Annotated in this window: 18 protein-coding genes; 7 read left to right on the forward strand and 11 right to left on the reverse strand. The window is 44.6% G+C overall.

Annotation, left to right across the window (positions count from 1 at the left end; genetic code table 11):
- Window positions 1-73: 73 nt before the first annotated feature.
- Complete coding sequence (locus FCN14_RS11125) at window positions 74-367, reverse strand: GIY-YIG nuclease family protein (RefSeq protein WP_138431358.1); 294 nt, start codon at window positions 365-367, stop codon at window positions 74-76.
- Window positions 368-601: 234 nt separating this feature from the next.
- Here FCN14_RS11125 and FCN14_RS11130 point away from each other — a divergent pair, with 234 nt between their 5' ends.
- Entirely contained in the window at window positions 602-1372 is a 771-nt protein-coding gene (locus FCN14_RS11130) for a DUF5995 family protein (RefSeq protein WP_138431359.1), read from the forward strand.
- 260 nt (window positions 1373-1632) lie between these two features.
- On the opposite strand, the gene FCN14_RS11135 is transcribed toward FCN14_RS11130, so the two are convergent.
- From FCN14_RS11135 to FCN14_RS11160, 6 genes are all read right to left on the reverse strand, one after another.
- Window positions 1633-3024, reverse strand: coding sequence for a PAS domain-containing protein (locus FCN14_RS11135; protein WP_138431360.1), 1392 nt, complete (start codon window positions 3022-3024; stop codon window positions 1633-1635).
- A gap of 287 nt (window positions 3025-3311) precedes the next feature.
- Entirely contained in the window at window positions 3312-3788 is a 477-nt protein-coding gene (locus FCN14_RS11140) for a nuclear transport factor 2 family protein (RefSeq protein ID WP_138431361.1), read from the reverse strand.
- A gap of 85 nt (window positions 3789-3873) precedes the next feature.
- Complete coding sequence (locus tag FCN14_RS11145; protein ID WP_138431362.1) at window positions 3874-4344, reverse strand: hypothetical protein; 471 nt, start codon at window positions 4342-4344, stop codon at window positions 3874-3876.
- Window positions 4345-4628: 284 nt separating this feature from the next.
- Window positions 4629-7130, reverse strand: a complete 2502-nt coding sequence (locus tag FCN14_RS11150; protein WP_138431363.1) for a glycoside hydrolase family 31 protein — start codon at window positions 7128-7130, stop codon at window positions 4629-4631.
- A 210-nt stretch (window positions 7131-7340) separates the two neighbouring features.
- Window positions 7341-8909, reverse strand: a complete 1569-nt coding sequence (locus FCN14_RS11155; protein WP_138431364.1) for a glycerol-3-phosphate dehydrogenase/oxidase — start codon at window positions 8907-8909, stop codon at window positions 7341-7343.
- Window positions 8910-9089: 180 nt separating this feature from the next.
- Entirely contained in the window at window positions 9090-9614 is a 525-nt protein-coding gene (locus tag FCN14_RS11160; protein WP_138431365.1) for a class IV adenylate cyclase, read from the reverse strand.
- Window positions 9615-9898: 284 nt separating this feature from the next.
- Between FCN14_RS11160 and FCN14_RS11165 the strand changes: the two genes are divergently transcribed.
- From FCN14_RS11165 to FCN14_RS11185, 5 genes are all read left to right on the forward strand, one after another.
- The gene (locus FCN14_RS11165; RefSeq protein ID WP_138431690.1) at window positions 9899-10819 is read left to right on the forward strand and encodes a dihydrodipicolinate synthase family protein; all 921 of its coding nucleotides are present in this window, start codon (window positions 9899-9901) and stop codon (window positions 10817-10819) included.
- Between the two features lie 60 nt (window positions 10820-10879).
- Window positions 10880-12427, forward strand: coding sequence for an aldehyde dehydrogenase (NADP(+)) (locus FCN14_RS11170; RefSeq protein WP_138431366.1), 1548 nt, complete (start codon window positions 10880-10882; stop codon window positions 12425-12427).
- A 5-nt stretch (window positions 12428-12432) separates the two neighbouring features.
- A complete protein-coding gene (locus FCN14_RS11175) occupies window positions 12433-13434 on the forward strand; it encodes a 4-hydroxyproline epimerase (protein ID WP_138431367.1) in 1002 nt (333 codons plus the stop codon).
- Window positions 13435-13504: 70 nt separating this feature from the next.
- The gene (locus FCN14_RS11180) at window positions 13505-14767 is read left to right on the forward strand and encodes an NAD(P)/FAD-dependent oxidoreductase (RefSeq protein ID WP_138431368.1); all 1263 of its coding nucleotides are present in this window, start codon (window positions 13505-13507) and stop codon (window positions 14765-14767) included.
- Window positions 14768-14862: 95 nt separating this feature from the next.
- The gene (locus tag FCN14_RS11185; RefSeq protein ID WP_138431369.1) at window positions 14863-15912 is read left to right on the forward strand and encodes a WD40/YVTN/BNR-like repeat-containing protein; all 1050 of its coding nucleotides are present in this window, start codon (window positions 14863-14865) and stop codon (window positions 15910-15912) included.
- A 48-nt stretch (window positions 15913-15960) separates the two neighbouring features.
- On the opposite strand, the gene FCN14_RS11190 is transcribed toward FCN14_RS11185, so the two are convergent.
- Together FCN14_RS11190 and FCN14_RS11195 are read right to left on the reverse strand one after the other, a co-directional pair.
- Entirely contained in the window at window positions 15961-16872 is a 912-nt protein-coding gene (locus tag FCN14_RS11190) for an AraC family transcriptional regulator (RefSeq protein WP_138431370.1), read from the reverse strand.
- Between the two features lie 96 nt (window positions 16873-16968).
- Window positions 16969-17736, reverse strand: a complete 768-nt coding sequence (locus tag FCN14_RS11195) for a lysophospholipid acyltransferase family protein (RefSeq protein WP_138431371.1) — start codon at window positions 17734-17736, stop codon at window positions 16969-16971.
- Between the two features lie 136 nt (window positions 17737-17872).
- Here FCN14_RS11195 and FCN14_RS11200 point away from each other — a divergent pair, with 136 nt between their 5' ends.
- Window positions 17873-19423, forward strand: a complete 1551-nt coding sequence (locus FCN14_RS11200) for a Na+/H+ antiporter NhaC family protein (RefSeq protein WP_138431372.1) — start codon at window positions 17873-17875, stop codon at window positions 19421-19423.
- A gap of 104 nt (window positions 19424-19527) precedes the next feature.
- Here FCN14_RS11200 and FCN14_RS15760 read toward each other — a convergent pair whose 3' ends face one another.
- Both FCN14_RS15760 and ftsH read right to left on the reverse strand, forming a co-directional pair.
- The gene (locus FCN14_RS15760) at window positions 19528-19701 is read right to left on the reverse strand and encodes a hypothetical protein (RefSeq protein WP_171032899.1); all 174 of its coding nucleotides are present in this window, start codon (window positions 19699-19701) and stop codon (window positions 19528-19530) included.
- Window positions 19702-19733: 32 nt separating this feature from the next.
- A complete protein-coding gene (gene ftsH / locus FCN14_RS11205; protein WP_138431373.1) occupies window positions 19734-21758 on the reverse strand; it encodes an ATP-dependent zinc metalloprotease FtsH in 2025 nt (674 codons plus the stop codon).
- Between the last annotated feature and the right edge of the window lie 97 nt (window positions 21759-21855).

A 21855-nucleotide genomic window follows, 5' to 3' on the forward strand; every position in this document is an offset into this window, starting at 1 on the left:
CTAGGCGAGCGGTAATGGGTAGATTACTTCGTCGTTACAAGCAACTCCTCGTAATGACATTGCTTTTATTTTGTTAGCGTATAAGCTCTTCATACAAGTCCCGCCAGTCGGGGTTTAACTCTTCGATCAAGTCTATTTTCTTTTGTCGAGAACCTGCCTTAATCTGTTTTTCTCGGTCGATCGCATCTTGCGGATGGTCGTATTCATCAATATATACCATTTTTGTGCAGTTGTACCGTTTTGTAAAGCCATCTGTCAATTGTTGCTTGTGTTGCCAGCCCCGTTTTATAATATCTCCCGTCATACCGGTGTAGAGTACGGTGTGGTGGGGATTGGTCATGATATAGACGTGGTATTTTTGCTCCATAAGGTGGTAAGACCTATTTGAGCGGTATCCCTTACGATCTTGTTAAACAACGCCTGTCATTGCGAGGAGTACCGTGGGTTGACGGGACGACGCGGCAATCTCCTTGACGCAACCGGTTGAGGTGTGTACGTAAAAGAAATTGGGTGATGGGAGTACTAACGTTCCTATTTGCCTCTTTCCTTGTGCCATTGTATATAACCGGATAAAATAGTTATACAATAGAGGAATAGGGCTATGTCAGAAATCACTACTATTGACGGCGTACTTGATGAGCTCAATAATATCATCGAAACTACGGTGGAAGAGGGGAGCCCGCTGGCAATTTTTGCCTTTGTATATCGCAGAACTACTGCCAAGATAGCGGAGGGGATTGCCAAGGGGCAGTTCGAAGATCCCCAAAGGATGGAGCGTTTTGACGTCATTTTTGCGAAGAAATATATTCGGGCCTTTTGGTCTTACCGCCATGATAAGCCGGTAGCGGTTGTGTGGAAAATTGCTTTTGATGCTGCAGTGGATTCTGGCGGTCGAAAAGCGGTTATTCTTCAGCACCTTCTGTTGGGAATGAATGCACATATTAACCTGGACCTAAGTATTGCGGCAGCTGAGACTGTTCCAGAGGGACAAATACAGTCCCTCAAGAAAGATTTTATGATGGTAAATACCCTGCTCGAGGAGTTGATAGATGAGATGCAAGAACGGATTGCCCGAGCGTCACCGCTGCTGTTTTTGATCGATTGGATGGGGAAGAAAAATGATGAGGCTGTTGTTAATTTCAGCATCAGGAGGGCCCGATATTTTGCATGGAATGCCGCTGTAACCCTGTCGCATGCCGATGAGCAGGAGAAGGAGCATATTATTCGTGATATGGATGAGCACATTGCAAAGGTTGCTAAGGGTGTGCTTGCTCCTCCGGGTTTTTTGATTCCCAAAGTCCTTAGCCTGATAGGCATGTTTGAGGAAAAAGAAATCTTGGTGGTTGTTGAGAAGTTGAAGGGCGAGGGTTAGATATTGAAAGTTGTAAGATTGAAGGTGCCTTTAGTTATTTTGTGAGAGTATCGGTGAAATAGGTTCTTTTGAAAAATTCCCCTCTAGAGAGGGTAGGCACTCGGTGGTTGTCCGGAGGGGCGGTGTGTATTAGTAGTAACTTGGCAACTGGACTCATCCCGTCTCATACCTCGGCATTCCTCCGGTGGGTTTCAATAATCGAGGTGTGTACGGAAAAGTAATTTTGTAATAAAATCTTCCTCATTCACTTTCTCAAAGCATCAAGAAGCATGTGTATGTTTCTTTAGTTTTGAGGCCAATGATTTCAGATCTTTTTCTCTTTCTTTGTACTCCACTCCCATCTTTTGGTGTCTATGTATGAGGTTAGATAGTTTGTCGAGATGGTTTTGAGCTGTTGTTACCTCTTGTAACAATTCTTTAATAGTGGTATGAAAAGAATTTCCATCATCATTAAGACGGGCGACTTCTACTTTACCGGTATTATGGATTAATCGTAAAATAAGCAGGAATTTTTCGATCTCTTCTACATTACCGAGAAGATTTTTCAGATAGTCAGGGAGTTTCCCCAAGCCGTTGCTGATAGAGGAGAGGCGAGGCAAAAAAGAATCGTAGAGCAGTTCTATCACTTTGTCAGGGGTAATGGTCGATTTTTTGTCTTCGTAAACTTTGTTTGCAATTTCATCCATAAAGTCGATAGCCATTTCGACTTGGAGCTTAGAGGATAGGATGTCAAAATTGAGCATGCTGATGAGGTCACTTAATCCCTGTATGTTATTTTTCATATCAAGGAGCTTTTCTTCACCTTCAATAGATTGATCTCCCATCTGCTCAGCGATCACCGATAAGGCAATGTCGTCTTGATCCAGTTTTGAAGAGCCAATCTGTGCATTAATGGACAAGAGTAGAATAGAACGGGCCAGCTCCAGGATGTAGTCTGAATATTGAACCAAGTCCGAGTGAATGTCTTTGAGTGTATTCAGTGAGATAACCAATTCCTGGAGTACCGGTTCCAGTTCCAGTAAAGCGTCAGGGAATTCATCAGTATGAGTTTGGCTACGTGTGGTTTTGGATGTGTTAGCCAGTGCTTCTTCGCGTTTGTACATCTCTTGCCGCAAGGCATCCCACATAAAAGTTTCATAATTGGCAAAACCTTCATTTTTCAAAAGTTGCAGCAGGTACTGCTCAGATTGTTCTAAGGCTTCACGTTTTCCGACCTCCTTTTCTCTGCTCTTTTCCACTTGCAGCGTTTCGTCATAAATATCTTTTATCTTGCCAAAAAGATGGCTTGTGGGTTTTAAACGAATTGAGAGATAGCCGTCTTCACAGGGAAAGGCTAGTGCTTTAACCCAATAATATGAACCGTCTTTCGCCATATTTTTAACATAAGCACCAACCGGTTTATTGGCTTTCAATCGGTCCCAAAAGATTTTAAATAGGGCTCGCGGCATATCGGGATGGCGAATAAGCTTATGGGGCTGCCCGATAATTTCATCGTGATCGAATTTACTGACCCGCTGAAATATTTCATTGACAAAGGTCATATTTGATTTAGGATCGGTAACCGAGAAAAAGAGCTCGTAAATTTTAAATGGACTTTCCTGGTTTGTGGGAACAGCAGTTCGCAGATCTTTCAGTTTTTTTTCAGAAATCATAGTTATGATATTGTGACTACTTATGTGCACCACTTTTATCGTCTATATCTTTAAAACCTTTAATGATATACTTGTAGCTGATATAGTATCCATGAGAAAGGGAAAAGTTCGAAATATGGTCAGAAAAAAAGATCCTCTCCGGCGAAAAAACACAAATAGCCAGTTTGTAGATAGTGCGTAGTCAGCTGAGAATTGGAATAGACAAGAAGGGTAAGTGGCTCTTGCCGGAAGAGGAATATGGTTATCTAGTTAGTTAAATGAATATTTATTTTTAGGCATACACATTATTACTCCTTCTCATAATCACTTTCCATAGTTGTTTGTTTCGTCATGGGCATTGCTTCAACTTGGGTATGGAGGATAGCTTTCCAATCATTATCGGCATTGACCCATGTAGAGGTTGAATAATATTTGCCGTCAAATTCTGTGCCTTCGGCATTCATTCCTGATGCTTCTGCGGTATATATTACAACCACTACATTATCAGCAGGATGCATGAATTTAAAGTCAGAAAGTTTATATGAATCCATTTGCATTCCGGATAACCGTTCTATTTCATCCATTCTGCTAGTATAGCCACTATTGTATACCGACATCATATCATCGGCGGTACTTTTTTTGAACACTTCTATGTCACCATTTTTAATAGCTTCATAAATCGCTTTTTCTTTGGCTTTTATCGCTTCTTTCACCTCTTTCATTTGCCCATATGAAACTGAGACTATAAATAAGAGGATTATTGTTCCTATTAGTGAACGTTTCATAGTTACTCCCTTTGTATTTGTGTTTTGGTTAAAAAAGAAACAGGGGGGCTTTTTGTTAGTTATAAGCCCCTGAAAAATTATCTGATTAGTTGTTACTACCCATGGTTTTGGAAGTCATCTCTTCTTGAGTGGTAGCTAAGTATGAAGTGGATTGGTTAATGAGATCCATATAATCAGTCATGACTTTCATAGCTTTTTCCATCCCGCCTTCCTGTTTGGCCATGGCGGCCCACCATTTTTCGTCATTTGGATGCACTTCCCATTCCATTTCAGAAATATCTTTCATGGTCCAAATAAACATCATATCCCATTCGCCGGTTTTCATCTCCATAACTTGCGGACCTGGTACGTCTGATTCCATACCGGCTTTTTCAAAATGGTTTTTGATAATATTCTTAGCTTTGTTGATAGTACCCGGTTTATATTTTACCAGTACTACCTGGTGCCAGGTATGGCCTTCCATCTTTTTTGCTTTTGGCATTTCTTGTGCATTTGCAGTAGAAATGCTCATCATAAAGAAACATATAAAAACACTACTCACTATTAGTTGTCTCATAACACCTCATCCTTTTGTTTATACTTTTTAGCATGTTAGTAGATAGGATATAAGCGGCTACACCTTGGTAAGGTTTTGTGTAGTAGTTAAGGTGGGGAGAACCCTGACAGCAAGGGTGGGTATGATATTGGCAATGGGTTTAATTTAGAATTCTGTATTCGGAAAGCGCCAATACATAGCCAGTCAATTTCTGAATCCCGTATTTCCTATTACTCTTTCTAAAACGCTATCTCTTACTTCGGGATGAAAGGATGTTTTTTATCTGATCCGAAAGAACAGGATAGCTACCGAATCATAACTTCTTTAAAACCGGAGGTGGTGGTGAGTCTGTATACAGATTGTTTGCTGACTTCTTTTTCAAATGATACGGGCTCCCCATCAACGCTGATCTCTTCGGGGGCAAAAGGTAAGCCGATGAGACGTAGAAGAATTTTCGTATAAGCCGGCTTGTAGCTGCCACTTCGATCTACAGATAAGCTGGCCTTTGCATCAGCAACATTCGGTTGCCAGTGAAACCGGCTTTGTTGGTAGTTACCCTTCGTATGCTCATAGCCTTCCCCGGCATCTTCATACAAGTGGCTGGAAGTTGCTTTATTCCCATAGTATAGATTAAGCTCCAGCTGGTTTTCGTCATGCTGACCGGTATACTGCATCACCTCACGTAACGGCAATACGGTTCCTGCTTTGATGAAGAAGGGGATCTCATCCATAGGGGCTTCTACCGTTTTGGTAACGCGGCCATCAGAGGCCTCATTGGTTCGAAAGTTATACCATTGGCCCTTAGGAAAATAGGTTTCGACCTCTTTTTTACCCTTATTAAGAACGGGCGACACCATGATCTGATCCCCAAACATAAACTGGTTGATCACTTCGGCGGCGCGTTCATCAGTTTGGTCGTAATAGGCGAGGGGGCGCAAAATAGGGGTGCCCTGTTGTACATACCGGTAAAAAGCGGTGTAAAGATAATGCAAAAGGCGGTAGCGCAATTCTATCACTGAGCGATTGATATCGGTATATGTATCACCGAAGGTCCAGGGTTCTTGGTGGCTGTCAGATTCCAGGCGCTTCTTTTTAACTTCCTCCTCTTTGACAGCCGCAGCCCCCTCCACATTATAGCCCATCGTGTGGTTGCGGAAGAGAGGGTGAAAAATACTCAGCTGCAGCCAGCGCGTAAAAAGTTCGGGACTGGGATTCTTAACAAAGCCCCCGATATCGGTTCCCACAAAAGAGTAGCCCGAAATGCTTAACCGCTGACACTGCTCATTGGCTAGCTTCAGGTGGTCCCAGTCGGCGATATTGTCACCGGTCCACAGGGCCGCATACCGCTGGCCGCCCGAAAAGTTGGCCCGTGTCAGCAAAAAGGGGCGTTTCCCGTTGTTATGCTTCTTGATTCCTTCATAGGAAGCCCGAGCCATCTGCATGCCGTAGATGTTATGTGCCTTTTTATGGCTAACCTTTTCGCCTTCATAAGAGTGACGGATATTTTCGGGAAAGGTTTTGCTTTCCACCTCAAAGACAGCGGGTTCGTTCATGTCATTCCAGACTCCACTAACTCCCTTGTTGTTTAACAGGTTCTCATACAGATCTCCCCACCATGCTCTTACGTCCGGATCTGTGTAATCGGGAAAAACAGTTTCTGACGGCCAAACTGGACCAATCATCAGCTCCCCATCGGGACGCTTACAGAATACGTCTTGTTCTAACCCTTGCCGGTAAACCTCATATTCATCATCCACCTTTACACCCGGATCGATCATCACAATCGTTTCAAAGCCATCCTCCTTAAGATCATCAATCAGCTTTCGGGGATTGGGAAAGCGATCTTTATTCCAGGTAAATATGCGATAATCATCCATATAGTCGATATCCAGGTAGATAGCATCACATGGAATCTGCTTTTCGCGGAAAGTCTCGGCCAGCTCGCGTACTCTTTCCTCTGGATAGTAGCTCCACCGACACTGGTGATAACCCAGTCCCCACATTGGCGGCAGTTCAGGGGTGCCCGTAAGCCGGGTATATCGCTGGCTCACCTCAGTAAGTGTGGGACCATAAATGAAGTAATAGTTCATACAGCCGCCGGCCGCCGAAAAGGAGCAGGTATTATCCCCATCCGAATCAAAATCGAAGTGTGAACGGTAGGGACTATCCAAGAAAATACCGAAAGCGCTTCCATCATAAAGCGAAGCATAAAAGGGGATACTGCGATACAGCGGATCATCACCGCGCTCGTAGCCATAGGCGTCTGTATTCCAGTTTTCGAAGACCTCCCCCCGCAGCCCTTCTTCACAAACTTTGTCACCCAGCCCAAAATACTGCATGCCATCGGGTGCATACTGCGTAACCCGAACCTCGGTAATTCCCTTCATTAAACTTTCCTTACGTCGGTATGGTTCGGCATCCTCACAAAGGGTGTTGCCCTCCTTATCCAAGAATGTTGCCTGCATATTTTCTTTTTTGATGCGGCAGCGGATGGTCCCGGACGAGATCTCGTAATAGTCTTCAGTTTCATGCACTTCAAAAGGGGTTTCGGGCGTTCCCCAGTCGGGGTCTATGGCATAAGAAAAATCAGTAGGCTGGTCTCCCGAGCAAATGTATTTAAGCTGAAATATTTTCGAGCTGTGGACGGTAATCCGTAGCTTAATCTCATTCTTAGATTGAAAAGTAACGTGCTTGCCTTCAATAGCATAGGAGGTGATTTCGCTAGGCTGTCTACTCTTACGGACATCAGCCTGTCGGTCGTTCTCTTCCTCTGTAGTATTACTAGTTTTGGAGGTATTGTCGGCCATATACCAAATAATAATTGCTGGTTTATTGGGTTATTCGAAAATATGAAATCATCGCTTGAATACAACCTCTTAAAATGCTGTTTTTCAGGGGGCAGTGCTGAAGGTTTATGCGTTGATGTGGGAGAGTAAACTGACTGATGATGCTCCTCAACCTGTGACCTTCAATTTTCAACCTCCACGATTTATATTCGCTACAAAAAGTACTGCTTGTTAAGAGGTTAGTAAATAACCCTTCGCAAGTTCCTGATAAGCTGCTACCTGTTTGCTTTTCCACTGTTCATCTCGGCTGAGCTCTTCGGCAAGCAGATCGGCAACTAAATCGGCAATCTCTATACTGGCGCGAGCATCCAGAAGCAAGGCACGTGTACGGCGGGCCAATACATCCTCGACCGTGCGGGCCATCTCATTGCGGGCAGCCCAAACCACTTCGGCGGGAGTGTAGGGCAGGTTGGGATGCATGCGACTGGCCCACCCTTCATGCTCTTGGGCGATTTTTTTTAGGGAGAGCGCATCAGAGCCATAGAGCTCAAAGGGTTCGGCAGCATCACTGTTTTTGAGCCAGCCATGCAGCCGCAGGTTTTCTGTTACCGATTCCCGTTCATCCAGGCCGGCAACCACAGTTGCTTCATTAATGGTATCTTCGGCCATTTTTCGATAAGTAGTCCATTTACCTCCGGCAATAGTTACAAGTCCGGAAGGGTCAATGAGCAGGGTGTGGTCACGAGAGATAGAAGCAGTATCATCATCACCGCCGGGAGAGACCAGCGGACGAATACCGGCAAAAACGCTGAGCACATCTTCGGGCTCGGGATCTTTTGTGAGGTAGCGTGCAGCGTGGGTTAGCAGAAAATTGATCTCCTCCTCGGTAGCACGTGGTTCGAGGGACGGTTCTTCGAGTGGGGTATCGGTAGTTCCCACAATGATGCGGTTATGCCAGGGTACGGCAAAAAGGACACGCCCGTCATCGGTTTTGGGCACCATAATAGCACTTTCACCCGGTTGAAATGATTTGTCCAATACAATATGCACGCCTTGGCTAGGCTGCATCAGTGAAGAAGCCTCAGGGTTGTCCATCTGCCGAATCTGATCGGTAAACATTCCCGTGGCATTAATAACGGCACGTGCTTGCAGTTCCATATTATGGTTACCTTCCTGGTCTTCCACTGTGACACCGGAGATCAGCCCATTAGCTTTGAGCAAGCCTGTTACTTTCATATAGTTAAGGGCGGTGCCCCCGTGATCAAAGATGGTTTGTAGCAGGTTTATAGCCAAACGTGCATCGTCAAATTGCGCATCATAATAGATAACCCCACCGTTTAGGTCTCCTGGTTCCAGCGTGGGAATATAATCCAGCGTTTCCTCTTTAGATAAGTTTTCGGAGGGACCGAGTCCCAGGTCGCCGGCCAACTTGTCATAGATCTTAAGACCGATGCCATAAAAGGGGCCTTCCCACCAGTCATAATTAGGTACGATAAAGGATTGGTTTTTTACCAGGTGTGGAGCGTTTTTTCGGAGTAATCCGCGTTCACGCAGGGCTTCCAGCACTAGTGCTACATTCCCTTGCCGCAGGTAGCGCACACCCCCGTGGACGAGCTTGGTACTGCGGCTGGAGGTTCCTTTAGCAAAGTCGTGTTGTTCCAACAGCAGCGTCTTATAGCCCCGCGAGGCCGCTTCTACAGCAGTACCCAGCCCGGTCGCACCTCCGCCGATGATAATGAAATCCCATATTTCAGGATCGTCTTCGAGTTGTTCTATTAATGTATTTCTATCCGGATTCATAGCAGGGTTTTTTTGTGTCAAATTTTTAGCAGAATACAGGAAAATCAGGAATAGTGAAACGTGATTCGTGGATACTAGCGATTGGATGTTGGTAATTGGAAACTGAATGGTGGTAGTCGTCAGTCAACGGTCCTGCTTTGTTGCCCAGATGCTTAACACTATACACTTTAAAACTTACACTTAATTACTATCCAAATTCATCACCAAATCTGAATATGATTTCGCAACCAGCTGTTCATCTGCTAAATCAAATAGCGCAAGATACTGCCGGCATTGTTGATGAAGCTTTTTTTTGCCAATGCTGCCATCCTTATCAATAGCTTCGATCTCCACAAAATCACCCAGCTTTTCCACCTTATCGATATGAAATTTAACATTGTCGATGAAGTAGATTTCCCGTTCTTTGTCGACTACTACTTTTGTGCCCAAAGCATTATCCAGAAGAGCGTGCAATTGTTTGGGGTGTTCAGCCGGGACTAGGTTTATATCAGAGGCCTTGGGAGTTTTGGTGTTCTCCCGTTTATAGAAGATAAGATTTTGCTCAATTGTCCCTTGTCGCAGTTTAAGACGTCCATCCGGCACATTAAAATAGGTATCTACTTGGTGATCCGTGCCTTTAAATTCAGCTCCTTTGTTTTTTAGAATTGTACGTATGCGATCCGGCCCATTACAGCGTGCTTTAATCTCGATGTTAAGTATACTCATTCGTTGGTGTTAATTGAATTTACTTTCAGTATATAGAGAATTAATGATTTGAAATTGAGAATTAAAAATCTGGCTAAGTAATTCGTGAGAAGTGACTTGAGGACATGATGCATGTAATTCATTATTCAACATCCAAAATTAAACATTGCCTTTAGGCAGACCATGATAATATTTACAAGGGAATTGGTAATATTGTACTAGAATACAGTCCGGTTATTGACTTTTATGCTAATCAAGTATCACAAAAGAAACTGTTAATTTAGAAAGTAGTGGACTGTATGAGTATGAATATCGACTGGCATGGCGTTTATCCCGCTATCACAACCAAGTTTAACAAAGATGAATCGCTGGACTTGAAGACATTTCGGGATCATCTTCGCGTACAGGTAGAAGCAGGCATTCATGGAATTATTTTGGCAGGTTCGCTGGGAGAGGCCAGCACTCTCAGCAGGGACGAGAAGCTAGAGCTCTTGGATACAGCTCTGGATGAGATAGGGAATGAGATACCTGTGCTACTGAATATTGCCGAACGCACACAACGAGATGCGATAAAACTCACTCAGGATGCTGAAGCAAAAGGGGCCTCCGGAATTATGCTATTGCCGCCCATGCAATACAAAGCCGATGACCGGGAAGTTGTGGCCTACTTTTCAGCAGTAGCCGAAGCAACAGATCTGCCAATTCTGATATACAATAACCCGGTAGACTACGGCATCGAGGTGACGATGGGTATGTTTGAAGAGCTCATTTCCTATGATAACATTCAGGCTGTAAAAGAGTCGACGCGGGACCTGACAAATGTAACGCGTATGAAAAACCGTTTTGGGGATCGCATAAAAATACTGTGTGGCGTTGATACATTGGCGATGGAAGCCATGGTAATGGGCGCCTGCGGATGGGTAGCCGGTTTGGTCTCGGCCTTTCCGGATGAGACGGTAGTTATTTATGAGCTGGTAAAAGTAGGACGTATAGAAGAAGCCCTTAAAATATATCGTTGGTTCATGCCATTGCTTGAGTTGGACATCAACTCAAAGTTGGTACAGAATATTAAACTTGCCGAGGTGGCAGCAGGGGTGGGCACCGAGCATGTACGTAAGCCGCGTCTCCCGCTGGTTGGGGAAGAGCTTGAGCATGTACAGAATGTCATCACAGATTCATTAGAAAAAAGACCGGAATTGCCCGAAGTCAAACAACCGGTCAGTTAGTATTAGGTCGTTCGTTATAGCACAGCATTGAATTTTTAAGAGTAAAAATGGTATAGATTTATGATTGAAGGAGTAAATTTTATTGGGAACGCGACATCCAGCGAAGGAGCCGAAACGCTGCGGGCCTATAACCCCATGGAAAATAAAGAGCTTGCGGAGCAGTTTAGTATCGCAACCCGCCAAGAAGTGAAGCAGGCCCTGCAGAAAGCACAAGCGGCATTTTTAGACTACCGGCATTTGAGCGGAGAAAGGAAGGCCGACTTTCTGGATCAGGTTGCCGAGGAGATAATGAGTTTAGGCGATGAGTTGGTAGAGCGGGCTTCTGCTGAATCGGGGCTGCCGACCGGGCGCATAGAAGGCGAGCGAGGACGGACCTGTAATCAGTTGAAGATGTTTGCGGACCTGCTGCGCGAAGGCAGTTGGGTTGATGCACGCATTGACCATGGAGAGCCGGATGTTCGTCGCATGTTGGTGCCGCTGGGACCGGTGGTTGTATTCGGAGCCAGTAATTTTCCGTTAGCATTTTCTACTGCTGGCGGCGATACCGCTTCGGCCCTGGCAGCAGGATGTTCCGTGGTGGTAAAGGGGCATGAGTCTCATCCCGGCACCAATGAACTTATTTCTGGGGCGATTATTGAAGCGGCAAAGAAAACGGAGATGCCCGATGGGGTCTTCAGTAGTCTTAACGGCGGGCCCAAAGTAGGCGGTGAACTTGTAACAGACCCGTTGACCAAAGCGGTTGGATTTACTGGATCTTTTAAGGGCGGCAAAGCCATATTTGATATGGTCCAGCAGCGTGATGAGCCCATTCCCGTTTATGCTGAGATGGGAAGTATTAATCCGGTGTTTTTGTTGGATGAGAAATTATCTGCCTCAGCTGAGGAGCTTGCCGAAGAATACGCGGGCTCGGTGAGTTTGGGCGTGGGTCAGTTTTGTACAAATCCCGGACTGATTGTTGCCAAAGCAGGGAGCAATCTGGATACCTTTAAAAATGTATTGGCTGAGAAGCTTAGTAATCAGTCGGCCGGCTGTATGTTGAATCCCAATATTTCGGATAACTACAAACAGCAGCGAGCTACTATGTTTGAACAACCGGGTATTGAGGTGGTGAAAGCTCCCGGCGAAGAACCTCAAACAAGGGGAGCCGGTGCCGTAGCCGCCACGACAGCAGAGCATTTTATTGCCAACGAAAAACTGGGTGAAGAAGTCTTCGGTCCCTATACTCTGGTGGTTTCTTGTAGCAACGAATCCGAGATGCATAAGGTTGCTGGCAGTCTAGCAGGACAGCTCACGGTGACTTTTATGGGAGAGGACGAGGAGCTTGCTGATTATAGATCCTTGATAAGTATCTGTCGTGAAAAAGCAGGAAGAGTCATCTTTAATGGGGTGCCCACCGGGGTACGGGTATGTCAGGCGATGCATCACGGCGGACCATTTCCTGCTACGACCGATTCGAAGTTTACCTCTGTAGGGACGACCGCTATTGAGCGGTTTGCTCGGCCGGTTGCTTTCCAGGATTGCCCTGAGGCATTACTGCCAGATGCACTTAAGGATGATAATCCATTGGAGATTTATCGCAACGTAGATGGAAAGCGAATTAGTAAATAAATTTTATGGCTAAAAAAAGATTCTTCTGTATTGATGCCCATACTTGTGGCAATCCCGTACGTTTGGTAGCGGGCGGCGGTCCTCTGTTGGAAGGGGATTCCATGGCCGAAAGGCGCCAACATTTCCTCGAAGAGTATGACTGGATTCGCAAAGGCCTGATGTTTGAACCGCGCGGCCACGATATGATGTCGGGGAGTATCCTCTATCCGCCAACAGATCCCGGAAATGATATTGGCATCCTATTTATCGAAACCAGCGGCTGCCTTCCGATGTGCGGGCACGGTACCATCGGTACGGTGACCAGTATGATCGAGGAGGGGTTGGTCACTCCCAATGAGCCGGGGAAGGTACGACTGGAAGTTCCGGCGGGATTGGTTGAAGCAGAATACACCAAAGAGGGCGGCCGGGTATCTTCGGTGAAAATAACGAATGTGCCTAGTTTTAAGGCAGCCGAAGAGCTGGAAGTGGAATGCCCCGACCTGGGACCGCTTTCCGTTGATGTGGCTTATGGGGGTAACTTTTATGCGATTGTAGATCCCCAGAGAAACTTTCAGGGGCTGCAGGACTATCGGGCGGATGAGCTGATTAGTTGGAGTCGAGAGATTCGCAAACGACTGAATGCACAATATGATTTTGTGCATCCCAAAGATGAGCGCATTCGGGGACTTAGCCATATCATGTGGACCGGAGATACCATGGATGATAGTGCAACAGCGCGTAACGCGGTGTTTTATGGGGGTAATGCTATTGACAGATCTCCTTGCGGTACTGGAACTTCGGCGCGCATGGCACAGTGGGCCGCCAAAGGAAAGCTCGAAAAGGGGGAGGAGTTCATCCACGAAAGTATTATTGGCAGTACATTTATTGGGCGTATTGAGGATGAAACAACCGTAGGCGATCAGCCAGCCATTATCCCAAGCATCGAAGGATGGGCCCGCATTACCGGTTACAATACCATCGTGATTGATGATGACGATCCCTATGCTCATGGATTCCAGGTGATGTAGCTATTCCAATCTACTTCTACGGCTTTGCGGCAGAAGTAACTAGGGGACAAAACGAATTAATATCAGTATTATGAGCGGTAGCAAAGATGTGATTATTATAGGGGCCGGTATCGCCGGTATCAGCGTAGCGTACTACCTGAACAAAGCCGGCGCGGATGTGACGATTCTGGATAAAGGGGACGGCAGGGATAACTGCTCTTATGGAAATGCCGGAATGATCGTACCCAGTCACATTATCCCATTGGCATCTCCAGGAATCATTAAAAAGGGACTTAAATGGATGCTCAGTGCAGAAAGCCCATTCTATATTCGCCCGCGCCTGAGTCGCGAATTATTCGATTGGGGATGGAAATTCAAAAAGGCTTCTACCGCTCAACATGTCGAGAAATCAGCGCCATTACTCAGAGATTTATTGTTTAAAAACCGGGAGCTGCTGGTAGAGCTGGAGCAGGAAGAGGAATTGGACTTTGATTTTCAGAAGAACGGGCTGTTTATGTTTTGCAAGACCGAAAAAGGACTAGAGGAAGAGGCCGAAGTTGCTCGTAAGGCAAGAGAGCTGGGCATTCCGGCAGAAGTGCTGTCTCCCGCAGAAGTTCGGAATAAAGAGTCTGCCCTTGACCTCGATATCATAGGCGCTACTTACTTTCCTAAAGATGCCCACCTACACCCCGGCTTATTGATGGAAGGGTTAAAAAGGCTGTTGACTCTGAGAGGTGTACACTTTGAGTATAAAAGTGATGTGCAGTCATTTGTGAAGCAAGAGGGGCAAATACAAAAAGTGCAAACAGCAGATGGCAGGGTATTCAAATGTACAGATGTGGTCATAGCAACGGGGGCGTGGACCCCTGCATTGTGCCGAGCACTTGATGTTAAGATCCCGATGCAGGCTGGAAAGGGATATAGTATTACCCTCCCCGAAGCTCCGGTGATGCCACAACATTGTGGGATCTTTTCGGAAGCGAAAGTGACGATGACACCTATGAATGGTAGGTTACGGTTTGCCGGGACGATGGAGATCACCGGCACTGATACCAGTATCACTTCAAGGAAGATAGTTGGTCTCAAAAAATCAGTGTGTAGATACTTGCCAGAGTATAAAATGGAAGATCTTGATACTGACGATATCTGGGTAGGATTGCGACCGATATCCCCGGATGGGTTGCCCTATGTAGGCCCCTTTGATGAATATAAAAATGTGTTTGCTTCTACCGGTTATGCAATGATGGGAATGAGCTTGGGGGCGGTGTGTGGTAAGACGGTAGCAGATCTAATCATGGGAGAGAAAACCGCATTTGAAGATTCTTTAATTGATCCTGACAGATATAATAGATAAAAAGTTCACGAAATTATTATTATCCTGAAGTTGACTTCTTAGAGTGTTATAATTGCTTTATAGAGCAAAATGACGAATTGATAAATCAGCAAAATATGCAGCGACTCAATAATATTATACCCCTCATTTGTTTCTCTATAATTTTAACGATTGTTGTTTCCTGTAGCCAGGAAAAGTCTTTTTCTTGGGAGATTGTTCATCAGCAGGAGAAACTTTCGTTCAGAGGTATTTCTGCTGTTGATAGCTCTGTTTGTTGGGTCAGCGGTACGGATGGAACGGTGCTAAAAACAACAGATGGTGGCAAGAACTGGGAGAATCTTGTTATCCCTGGGGTAGACACCTTAGACTTTAGAGATATTGAAGCTTTTGATCGCCAGACAGCAGTTGTTATGTCGGCGGGTAAAGGAAGTGCTTCGCAATTGTATAAAACAGCAGATGGCGGGAAAAGCTGGAAAAAGGTTTATGAAAATAAATATGGCGAGGGCTTTTTTAATGCTATAGCGTTCTGGGATGGCAAATACGGAGTGTTACAGGGAGATCCTATAGGTGGACATATTTTTATCTTGGTAACCTCTGATGGAGGCGACAGTTGGACTGAAATTCCGAGACAGGAAATGCCCAAAGCTGCCGATGGAGAATACGGTTTTGCAGCCAGTGGTACTCATTTAACGGTAGAAGGAGAAAGTACGGGCTGGTTGGGCACAGGAGGCCATATGGCACATGTTTTTAAAACTACTGACAAGGGACAGAGTTGGACTACGCATGAAACACCCTTTATTGCTGGTCGATCATCTACCGGGATTTTTTCTCTTTCTTTCCGTGACGAAGATTATGGGGTAGCCGTAGGGGGCGATTATAATCAAGAACTGCAAGAAAAGAAGAATGTGGCGGTAACAGAAGATGGTGGTGCTTCGTGGAAACTGGTTGAAGATGCGGGTTTAGACTATCGATCGGTGGTTCGGTATACAACGCCCTATTTTATTGCGGCAGGTCCATCAGGTTCTGAATACTCCCCAGACGGAGGCTATAGCTGGAAGTCAATTGAAGGACCAGGTTTCCATTCTATCAGTGTTGGAGCTGAGGGGTTAAGTTCTGTTTGGGCTTCGGGAAGCAGTGGTCGTATTGCCAAGCTCAATATTAAGTAAATAGAGGCTAGTTATATTCATTATTCTCCTATAAAATGGGAGGGATAGTTAGGTGTCATATTCTATAAGGTGAAGGCTGGAAGAAACACTGTCGAATTTATCAGCATACTTACGAGGGGTGGTATCTGTTATGCGCTTAAACTGCCTGTTAAAATTAGAAACATTGTTAAAGCCGCTTTCATAGCAAATTTGAGAAATGTTGAGATCGGTGTTCCGCAATAACTTACAAGCTTGGGCAATGCGCACTTCATTCAAAAATTGCGTAAATGTTTTGCGCGTTCTCTTTTTAAAAAAGCGACAGAAAGAGGTTTTGCTATAATTGGCAACTTCGGCAATAGTCTCTAGCTTAATATCCTCTTTATAATGATTCAGGATATAGTTTATAATATTATTAATGCGTTCACTTTCCTTATCATCAGGAGGATGCGTACTGCTTTGTTGTGCTAAATAGGCATATTTCTCAGTTTGGGATAAGTCATGTAGAATAGATAGCGTTTCTAAAAATCGATCAAAGCCGGAGATATTGAGAAGGGCTTGCATACGATTGCCAATTTTTTGTGCTACTTCAGAAGAGAAAGCAAGGCCCCGGTTTGCACGTTTTATCAACTTTTTAATAATGGCTGTTTCGGAAATGTCAAAGAACCCTTTTCCCAATGAGGTTTTGTGAAAAAAGATGGAGACAGATCGCGAAAGCTGTTGACAGTCATCTTGGAAATATTTGTTATCGCTTTTGAGGATATGACTCTGGTTGGATCCGAATAGGAAAAGGTTGCCCGGTTTAAAGGTCGTGATCGAATCGCCAATAAAGAGGTCGCCGGTACCTTCAAGAATATACACTAACTGCAGCTCGGGATGATGGTGCAGCTGATCATAAAAATGAGGTTGGTTGTCGTATTGTACTACTATACCTTCCTCGTCAATTTTTGGGATCTGAAAATAGATCGAGTTACTTGATGCCATAGTACAATATTATCCAAAATAGAGACAAGATTCGATTTTCATAATAATATTAAACGGATATCGGAAGGATTAAAAAATTAATATCAACTTCCGTAGTTAGGCGATAGGTCGCACGTTATCATCTTCTACGCCTGCCCACTCCAGGTATTGTTCTCGAACTTCCTCTATATGCTCTTCCAGGTTCTCGAGAGTCCAATCAGAGGTGTCGATCGCATCGTGAATATGGGCCGTAAGTTCTCCTGATTTGGTGATAAGGGTACCACCTCTGCTTAATTGTCGGTTACCCTCGAAATAGATAGGTACGACGGGGTAATCCAAGTCCATAGCCATACGAAAAGGGCCCTTTTTAAAAGGACCGATAATACCCGGATGTTTTCGTGAGCCTTCGGGCGCCATCATAATAGAAAGTTCATCGCGATGGATACGCTGGTGTGTTTTCTTAAGTGTTTCTATTGCTTTGTCTGACTTTTCACGTTTGATAAAAATCTGCCCGGTTAAACGGCCGAGAATGAGGAAGATGGGATTGTACTGGAACTCCCACTTGGCAACAAAACGAATTTTAGGTAATCCTAGTGCCAGAAGTGTTAGAACATCCAGCGTAGAACTGTGATTGATGATAAAGATCGCCGGGCTGGTTAGCTCATCGGTATGGTATTTTACATTAAACCGAATGCCACTGGCCCAAAACGCAGGGCGTACCATAATGGGGGCAATATATTCAACAACTAAATTGGATGCTTTCCCAAAACTTATGAGCAATAGAAAAAGAATGACAGGGGTAAAAATCAAAAAGGTGAAAAAAAATATGATGATCGTAAGAATGCTACGTACATACTCCCAAAAGCCAAAATCAGTTTTTTTCATAAGAGCGTTTGATCTAAGATCTAATGTCCGCGTAAATATAGCAAAATGATTATGGAATGATAGGATAACTCCTATTTGATTTGATGCTCTGTTTTAAGCAGGTTAGAGTGACATTTTTAATAACAAAAAATACAGTATGGCTGAATCTAAAGGGTATTCGTTATCGAATATTTCGCAAGGAAATTGGATCAACTTAAGCATCATCCTGGTAGTATTGGTTTTAGGGCTGGTTTTCGCTGGTGAGCTTCCTAAAGAAGGGGGGCACTTTGGATTTTGGTCGGTGTTGCCCCCACTGGTAGCAATTGTATTGGCCTTTTGGACCAAAGAAGTGATCAGTTCATTATTTGTAGGTATTGCTCTCGGGGGATTTATATCCGGTAATATCAATATTATTGATGCTTACCTGATTCCCTCTATCGGTACAGAAGATTTTGCGCTGATATTGCTTGTTTATTTGTGGTCGCTAGGTGGCCTTATTGGAATTTGGACGCGTACCGGTGGTGCCGAACGTTTTGCAGCCTGGGCCAGTGATAAGATTGTAAGGGGCCGAAAGAGTGCCAAATTCTTTACCTGGATGATGGGACTGGTCTTTCATCAAGGCGGTACCATTAGTACAGTGCTTACTGGAGCAACTGTGCGCCCCATAGCGGATGAGCATGACGTATCACACGAAGAGCTTTCTTATATGGTTGACTCTACCGCCTCTCCGGCAGCAACAGTGATCCCGTTCAATGTATGGCCTATCTATATTGCCGGTTTGGTTGTGGGAACAATTCCCCTTTTTGAGACAACTCAGGACGGGGTGGCCTTCTTTTTCCAGGCATTACCATTTAACTTTTATGCGATTATCGCTTTAATCATGACGTTCTTTTTTGCCTGGGAGCTACTGCCTTGGGTGCCCGGAAAGAAGATGAGAAAAGCGATTGACCGTGTTCAAAAGGAGGGCAAGCTAGATCGCGATGATGCTTCACCGATGTCGGCATCAGAACTGACAGAAATGAATATACCTGAGGGGTATAGTTCTGGGTTGGTTGATTTCTTTGGCCCTATCGGGACCTTGCTGGGCGTAGCTATTATTCCTTATGTGACGACCTTTTATTTTATGGGAAATACAGAAGATCCGACCTTGCTTATTGCTGAAGCATTTGTGCTGGCGGTATTAACTGGAATGTTTATCGCTCTTGCCAAAGGGATGGAGCTTAAAGAAGTAATGGATGGGTTTGTTGATGGATGTAAAGGGGTAACCATTGGTGCTATCATTTTGGCACTGGCCGTAACGCTCAAAGGAGTAGCTGAGTCAGTGGGTACTGCAGAATATGTTGTTGAGCTCGTGGGAGGTTCAATAATGCCAGCTTTTCTGCCGGCTATATTAATGGGCCTTTGTATGATTATCGCTTTTGCTGCAGGAACGTCATGGGGTACGTACGCGGTAGTATTTCCGGTGGCGATGCCGTTAGCATGGGCCGTGATGCCGGACGAGTTTTTTATTACGCTCTGTTTTGGCGCTGTAGTTGGTGGTAGTGTGTTTGGTGATCAGTGTTCGCCTATCTCCGATACAACCATCCTTTCATCACTGGCTACCGGTTGTGACTTGATGGATCATGTGTATACACAGATACCACTGGCACTTACGGCAGCAGGGTTAGGAGCTGTTTTTTATACTTTAATAGTGATGACTATGCTATAAATTACAGGTAGGAGAGGGAAGTTCTTTTGAATGCTGTTAATTTAAGATTCAGATATAAAAGCCGGTAAACCCACATGGGATTTACCGGCTTTTATAATTTGTTATCAATCACCCTGTGGAATAATGGCAGAGATATGTTCAAAGTTGAGGTACACTTCTTCTAACTCATTACCATCTTTATCCTTGATCTCGACCTTGTCGAGAACATCATTAGGGGTAATTGATTCAGCTTCTATCGTTTCTGTAACGCCACTTTCGAAAATGATTTTGTATTCCATTTTACGAAAATTTAGATGCGAATTAGAAACTATTATTCTTTAGAGCTATTCTCCTTTTCTTCAGTATGTTCTTCTTTAGAGTCCTCGCTTTCGCTGGCTTCGGTCTCTTCGTTAGTTTGCTCTTCATCTTCGCCGGCTTGCTTTTTATCCTTATCTAAGCTGCCATTGAGCCATTCCATAACTTCTTTACCGGGCACCTCTTCACGATCAATAAGTTCATCAGCCAGTCGGTCAAGGATTTCTCTGTTTTCTGTAATTGCTTCGATAGCACGATCGTAAGCCTCTACGAGAATACGTTGAACTTCTTGGTCCACTTTTTGAGCAGTACTTTCACTATACTCTTTGGGATTACCCATCTGTTCACCGAGGAAAACCTGTTCGCGCTGGCTCCCGAAGGCAATGTTGTTAAACTCTTCACTCATTCCCCAGTCAAGAACCATTTTGCGGGCCAATTGGCGAATCTGTTTGAGGTCATTTTCTGCACCACTGGTAGCGGTATCAAAAATGAGGTTTTCGGCAGCACGCCCCCCCATCATAACAGCCATGCGATCAAGCATATATTTCTTTTCGTACAGGAGTTTCTCTTTTTCTGGCAGTTGCATGGTAACGCCCATTGCCTTACCACGTGGTATTACGGTAACTTTATGGATCGGATCGGCATTAGGCAGTACGGCAGCAACAATAGCATGTCCTGCTTCGTGGTATGCTAATAGCTTCTTCTCATGGTCAGAAAGTCTGATTCCTTCGCGCTTGAGACCCATCATAACTTTATCACGGGCCTGATCGATATCTTGTTGCTCAACTGCTTTGCGTTTGTGACGGGCAGCAATAAGGGCAGCCTCATTCAGTAAGTTCTGGAGATCAGCACCACTAAACCCGGGTGTTGATCGGGCAATTTCTTCGAGATTAACTTCATCAGAAAGTTTCTTGTTTTCTGCGTGGATCTCCAGAATCTGTTCACGATGTTCTTGTGTGGGCAAGTGTACAGTAATTTGGCGATCAAAACGCCCGGGGCGTAGCAGTGCCTTATCAAGAATATCGGGACGGTTAGTAGCGCCCATTACTACAACGCCTGCATTAGGTTCAAAACCATCAAGCTCAGAAAGCAATTGGTTAAGCGTTTGTTCACGTTCGTCATGTCCACCGCCCAGTCCGGCACCACGCTTACGACCGATAGAGTCAATTTCATCAATAAAGATGATAGCCGGAGATTTTTCCTTAGCCTTTTCAAACATATCACGCACTCGCTTGGCTCCAACACCAACAAACATCTCCATAAAATCAGAGCCGGTGATGGTGTAGTATGGTACGCCTGCTTCTCCTGCTACAGCACGAGCCAGTAATGTTTTACCGGTACCAGGAGGACCCACCATGAGTACTCCTTTTGGAATTTCGCCACCGAGAGAATCAAATTTATCGGGATTCTTTAAAAAGCTGATAATTTCTTGTAGCTCCGTTTTGGCCCCTTTTAGTCCGGCAACGTCGTCAAAGGTGGTGTTTACTTTTTCTGCATCTTGTAGTTTGGCTTTACTCTCACCAATCTGAAACATGTTTTGACCCTGCATTTTCATCTGTCGGAAAAATTGCAGGCCAATAAGAACTAAAAAAGCAAGAGGTATACCCCACAGCAGAACGGTCCACCAGTTGAAATCACTTTTGGGAAGTGTTTGAACTTGCACTCCATGCTCTTCGAGCATCGTTAGAAGCTTTTCATCACCAAATGAGGGCAAGTAGGTTATAAAGCTGTTATAGCGAGTAGTGTCATTTTCGGAAGCTTTGAGGGCCGTACGCTGTTTAAGTTTCCCCTCAACTTGTTCACCTCGAATAGTGACCTTTCGAACATTGTTATCTTGGATCTGTGTTCGAAATTCACTGTAATCAATGATGGGAGGACCTCCTAGAAAGCCGCCACTTTGGGAGCTGAAGAGCCAAAATCCGAGGAGGGCAGCTATAACGATCCAATAAAAAGTATACTGGTGTTTTCCGCCGGGACCTTGAATTCCCTTGTTCTTTTTAGAGTCTTTGTTCTTCTTCTGTTGGTTCTTTTTCTCAGACATAAAGTGTATTTAAATGAGATCCGATAACGTTGGATAAATTCATAACAAGTTAACGAAAGTTATCGGGCAAGACATTCCATTAACAATAAATAAATTA

The sequence above is a fragment of the Fodinibius saliphilus genome, from assembly GCF_005869845.1.
In the GTDB taxonomy this organism is placed as follows: domain Bacteria; phylum Bacteroidota; class Rhodothermia; order Balneolales; family Balneolaceae; genus Fodinibius; species Fodinibius saliphilus.

What these genes read in the sequence shown, in the direction of transcription:
- FCN14_RS11150 (WP_138431363.1), bottom strand. Translation starts at nt 7,130, where the DNA reads ATGGCCGACAATACCTCCAAAACTAGTAATACTACAGAGGAAGAGAAC.
- FCN14_RS11195 (WP_138431371.1), bottom strand. Translation starts at nt 17,736, where the DNA reads ATGAAAAAAACTGATTTTGGCTTTTGGGAGTATGTACGTAGCATTCTT.
- FCN14_RS11175 (WP_138431367.1), top strand. Translation starts at nt 12,433, where the DNA reads ATGGCTAAAAAAAGATTCTTCTGTATTGATGCCCATACTTGTGGCAAT.
- FCN14_RS11160 (WP_138431365.1), bottom strand. Translation starts at nt 9,614, where the DNA reads ATGAGTATACTTAACATCGAGATTAAAGCACGCTGTAATGGGCCGGAT.
- FCN14_RS11185 (WP_138431369.1), top strand. Translation starts at nt 14,863, where the DNA reads ATGCAGCGACTCAATAATATTATACCCCTCATTTGTTTCTCTATAATT.
- FCN14_RS11135 (WP_138431360.1), bottom strand. Translation starts at nt 3,024, where the DNA reads ATGATTTCTGAAAAAAAACTGAAAGATCTGCGAACTGCTGTTCCCACA.
- FCN14_RS15760 (WP_171032899.1), bottom strand. Translation starts at nt 19,701, where the DNA reads ATGGAATACAAAATCATTTTCGAAAGTGGCGTTACAGAAACGATAGAA.
- FCN14_RS11140 (WP_138431361.1), bottom strand. Translation starts at nt 3,788, where the DNA reads ATGAAACGTTCACTAATAGGAACAATAATCCTCTTATTTATAGTCTCA.
- FCN14_RS11145 (WP_138431362.1), bottom strand. Translation starts at nt 4,344, where the DNA reads ATGAGACAACTAATAGTGAGTAGTGTTTTTATATGTTTCTTTATGATG.
- FCN14_RS11155 (WP_138431364.1), bottom strand. Translation starts at nt 8,909, where the DNA reads ATGAATCCGGATAGAAATACATTAATAGAACAACTCGAAGACGATCCT.
- FCN14_RS11125 (WP_138431358.1), bottom strand. Translation starts at nt 367, where the DNA reads ATGGAGCAAAAATACCACGTCTATATCATGACCAATCCCCACCACACC.
- FCN14_RS11170 (WP_138431366.1), top strand. Translation starts at nt 10,880, where the DNA reads ATGATTGAAGGAGTAAATTTTATTGGGAACGCGACATCCAGCGAAGGA.
- FCN14_RS11200 (WP_138431372.1), top strand. Translation starts at nt 17,873, where the DNA reads ATGGCTGAATCTAAAGGGTATTCGTTATCGAATATTTCGCAAGGAAAT.
- FCN14_RS11130 (WP_138431359.1), top strand. Translation starts at nt 602, where the DNA reads ATGTCAGAAATCACTACTATTGACGGCGTACTTGATGAGCTCAATAAT.
- FCN14_RS11180 (WP_138431368.1), top strand. Translation starts at nt 13,505, where the DNA reads ATGAGCGGTAGCAAAGATGTGATTATTATAGGGGCCGGTATCGCCGGT.
- FCN14_RS11165 (WP_138431690.1), top strand. Translation starts at nt 9,899, where the DNA reads ATGAATATCGACTGGCATGGCGTTTATCCCGCTATCACAACCAAGTTT.
- ftsH (WP_138431373.1), bottom strand. Translation starts at nt 21,758, where the DNA reads ATGTCTGAGAAAAAGAACCAACAGAAGAAGAACAAAGACTCTAAAAAG.
- FCN14_RS11190 (WP_138431370.1), bottom strand. Translation starts at nt 16,872, where the DNA reads ATGGCATCAAGTAACTCGATCTATTTTCAGATCCCAAAAATTGACGAG.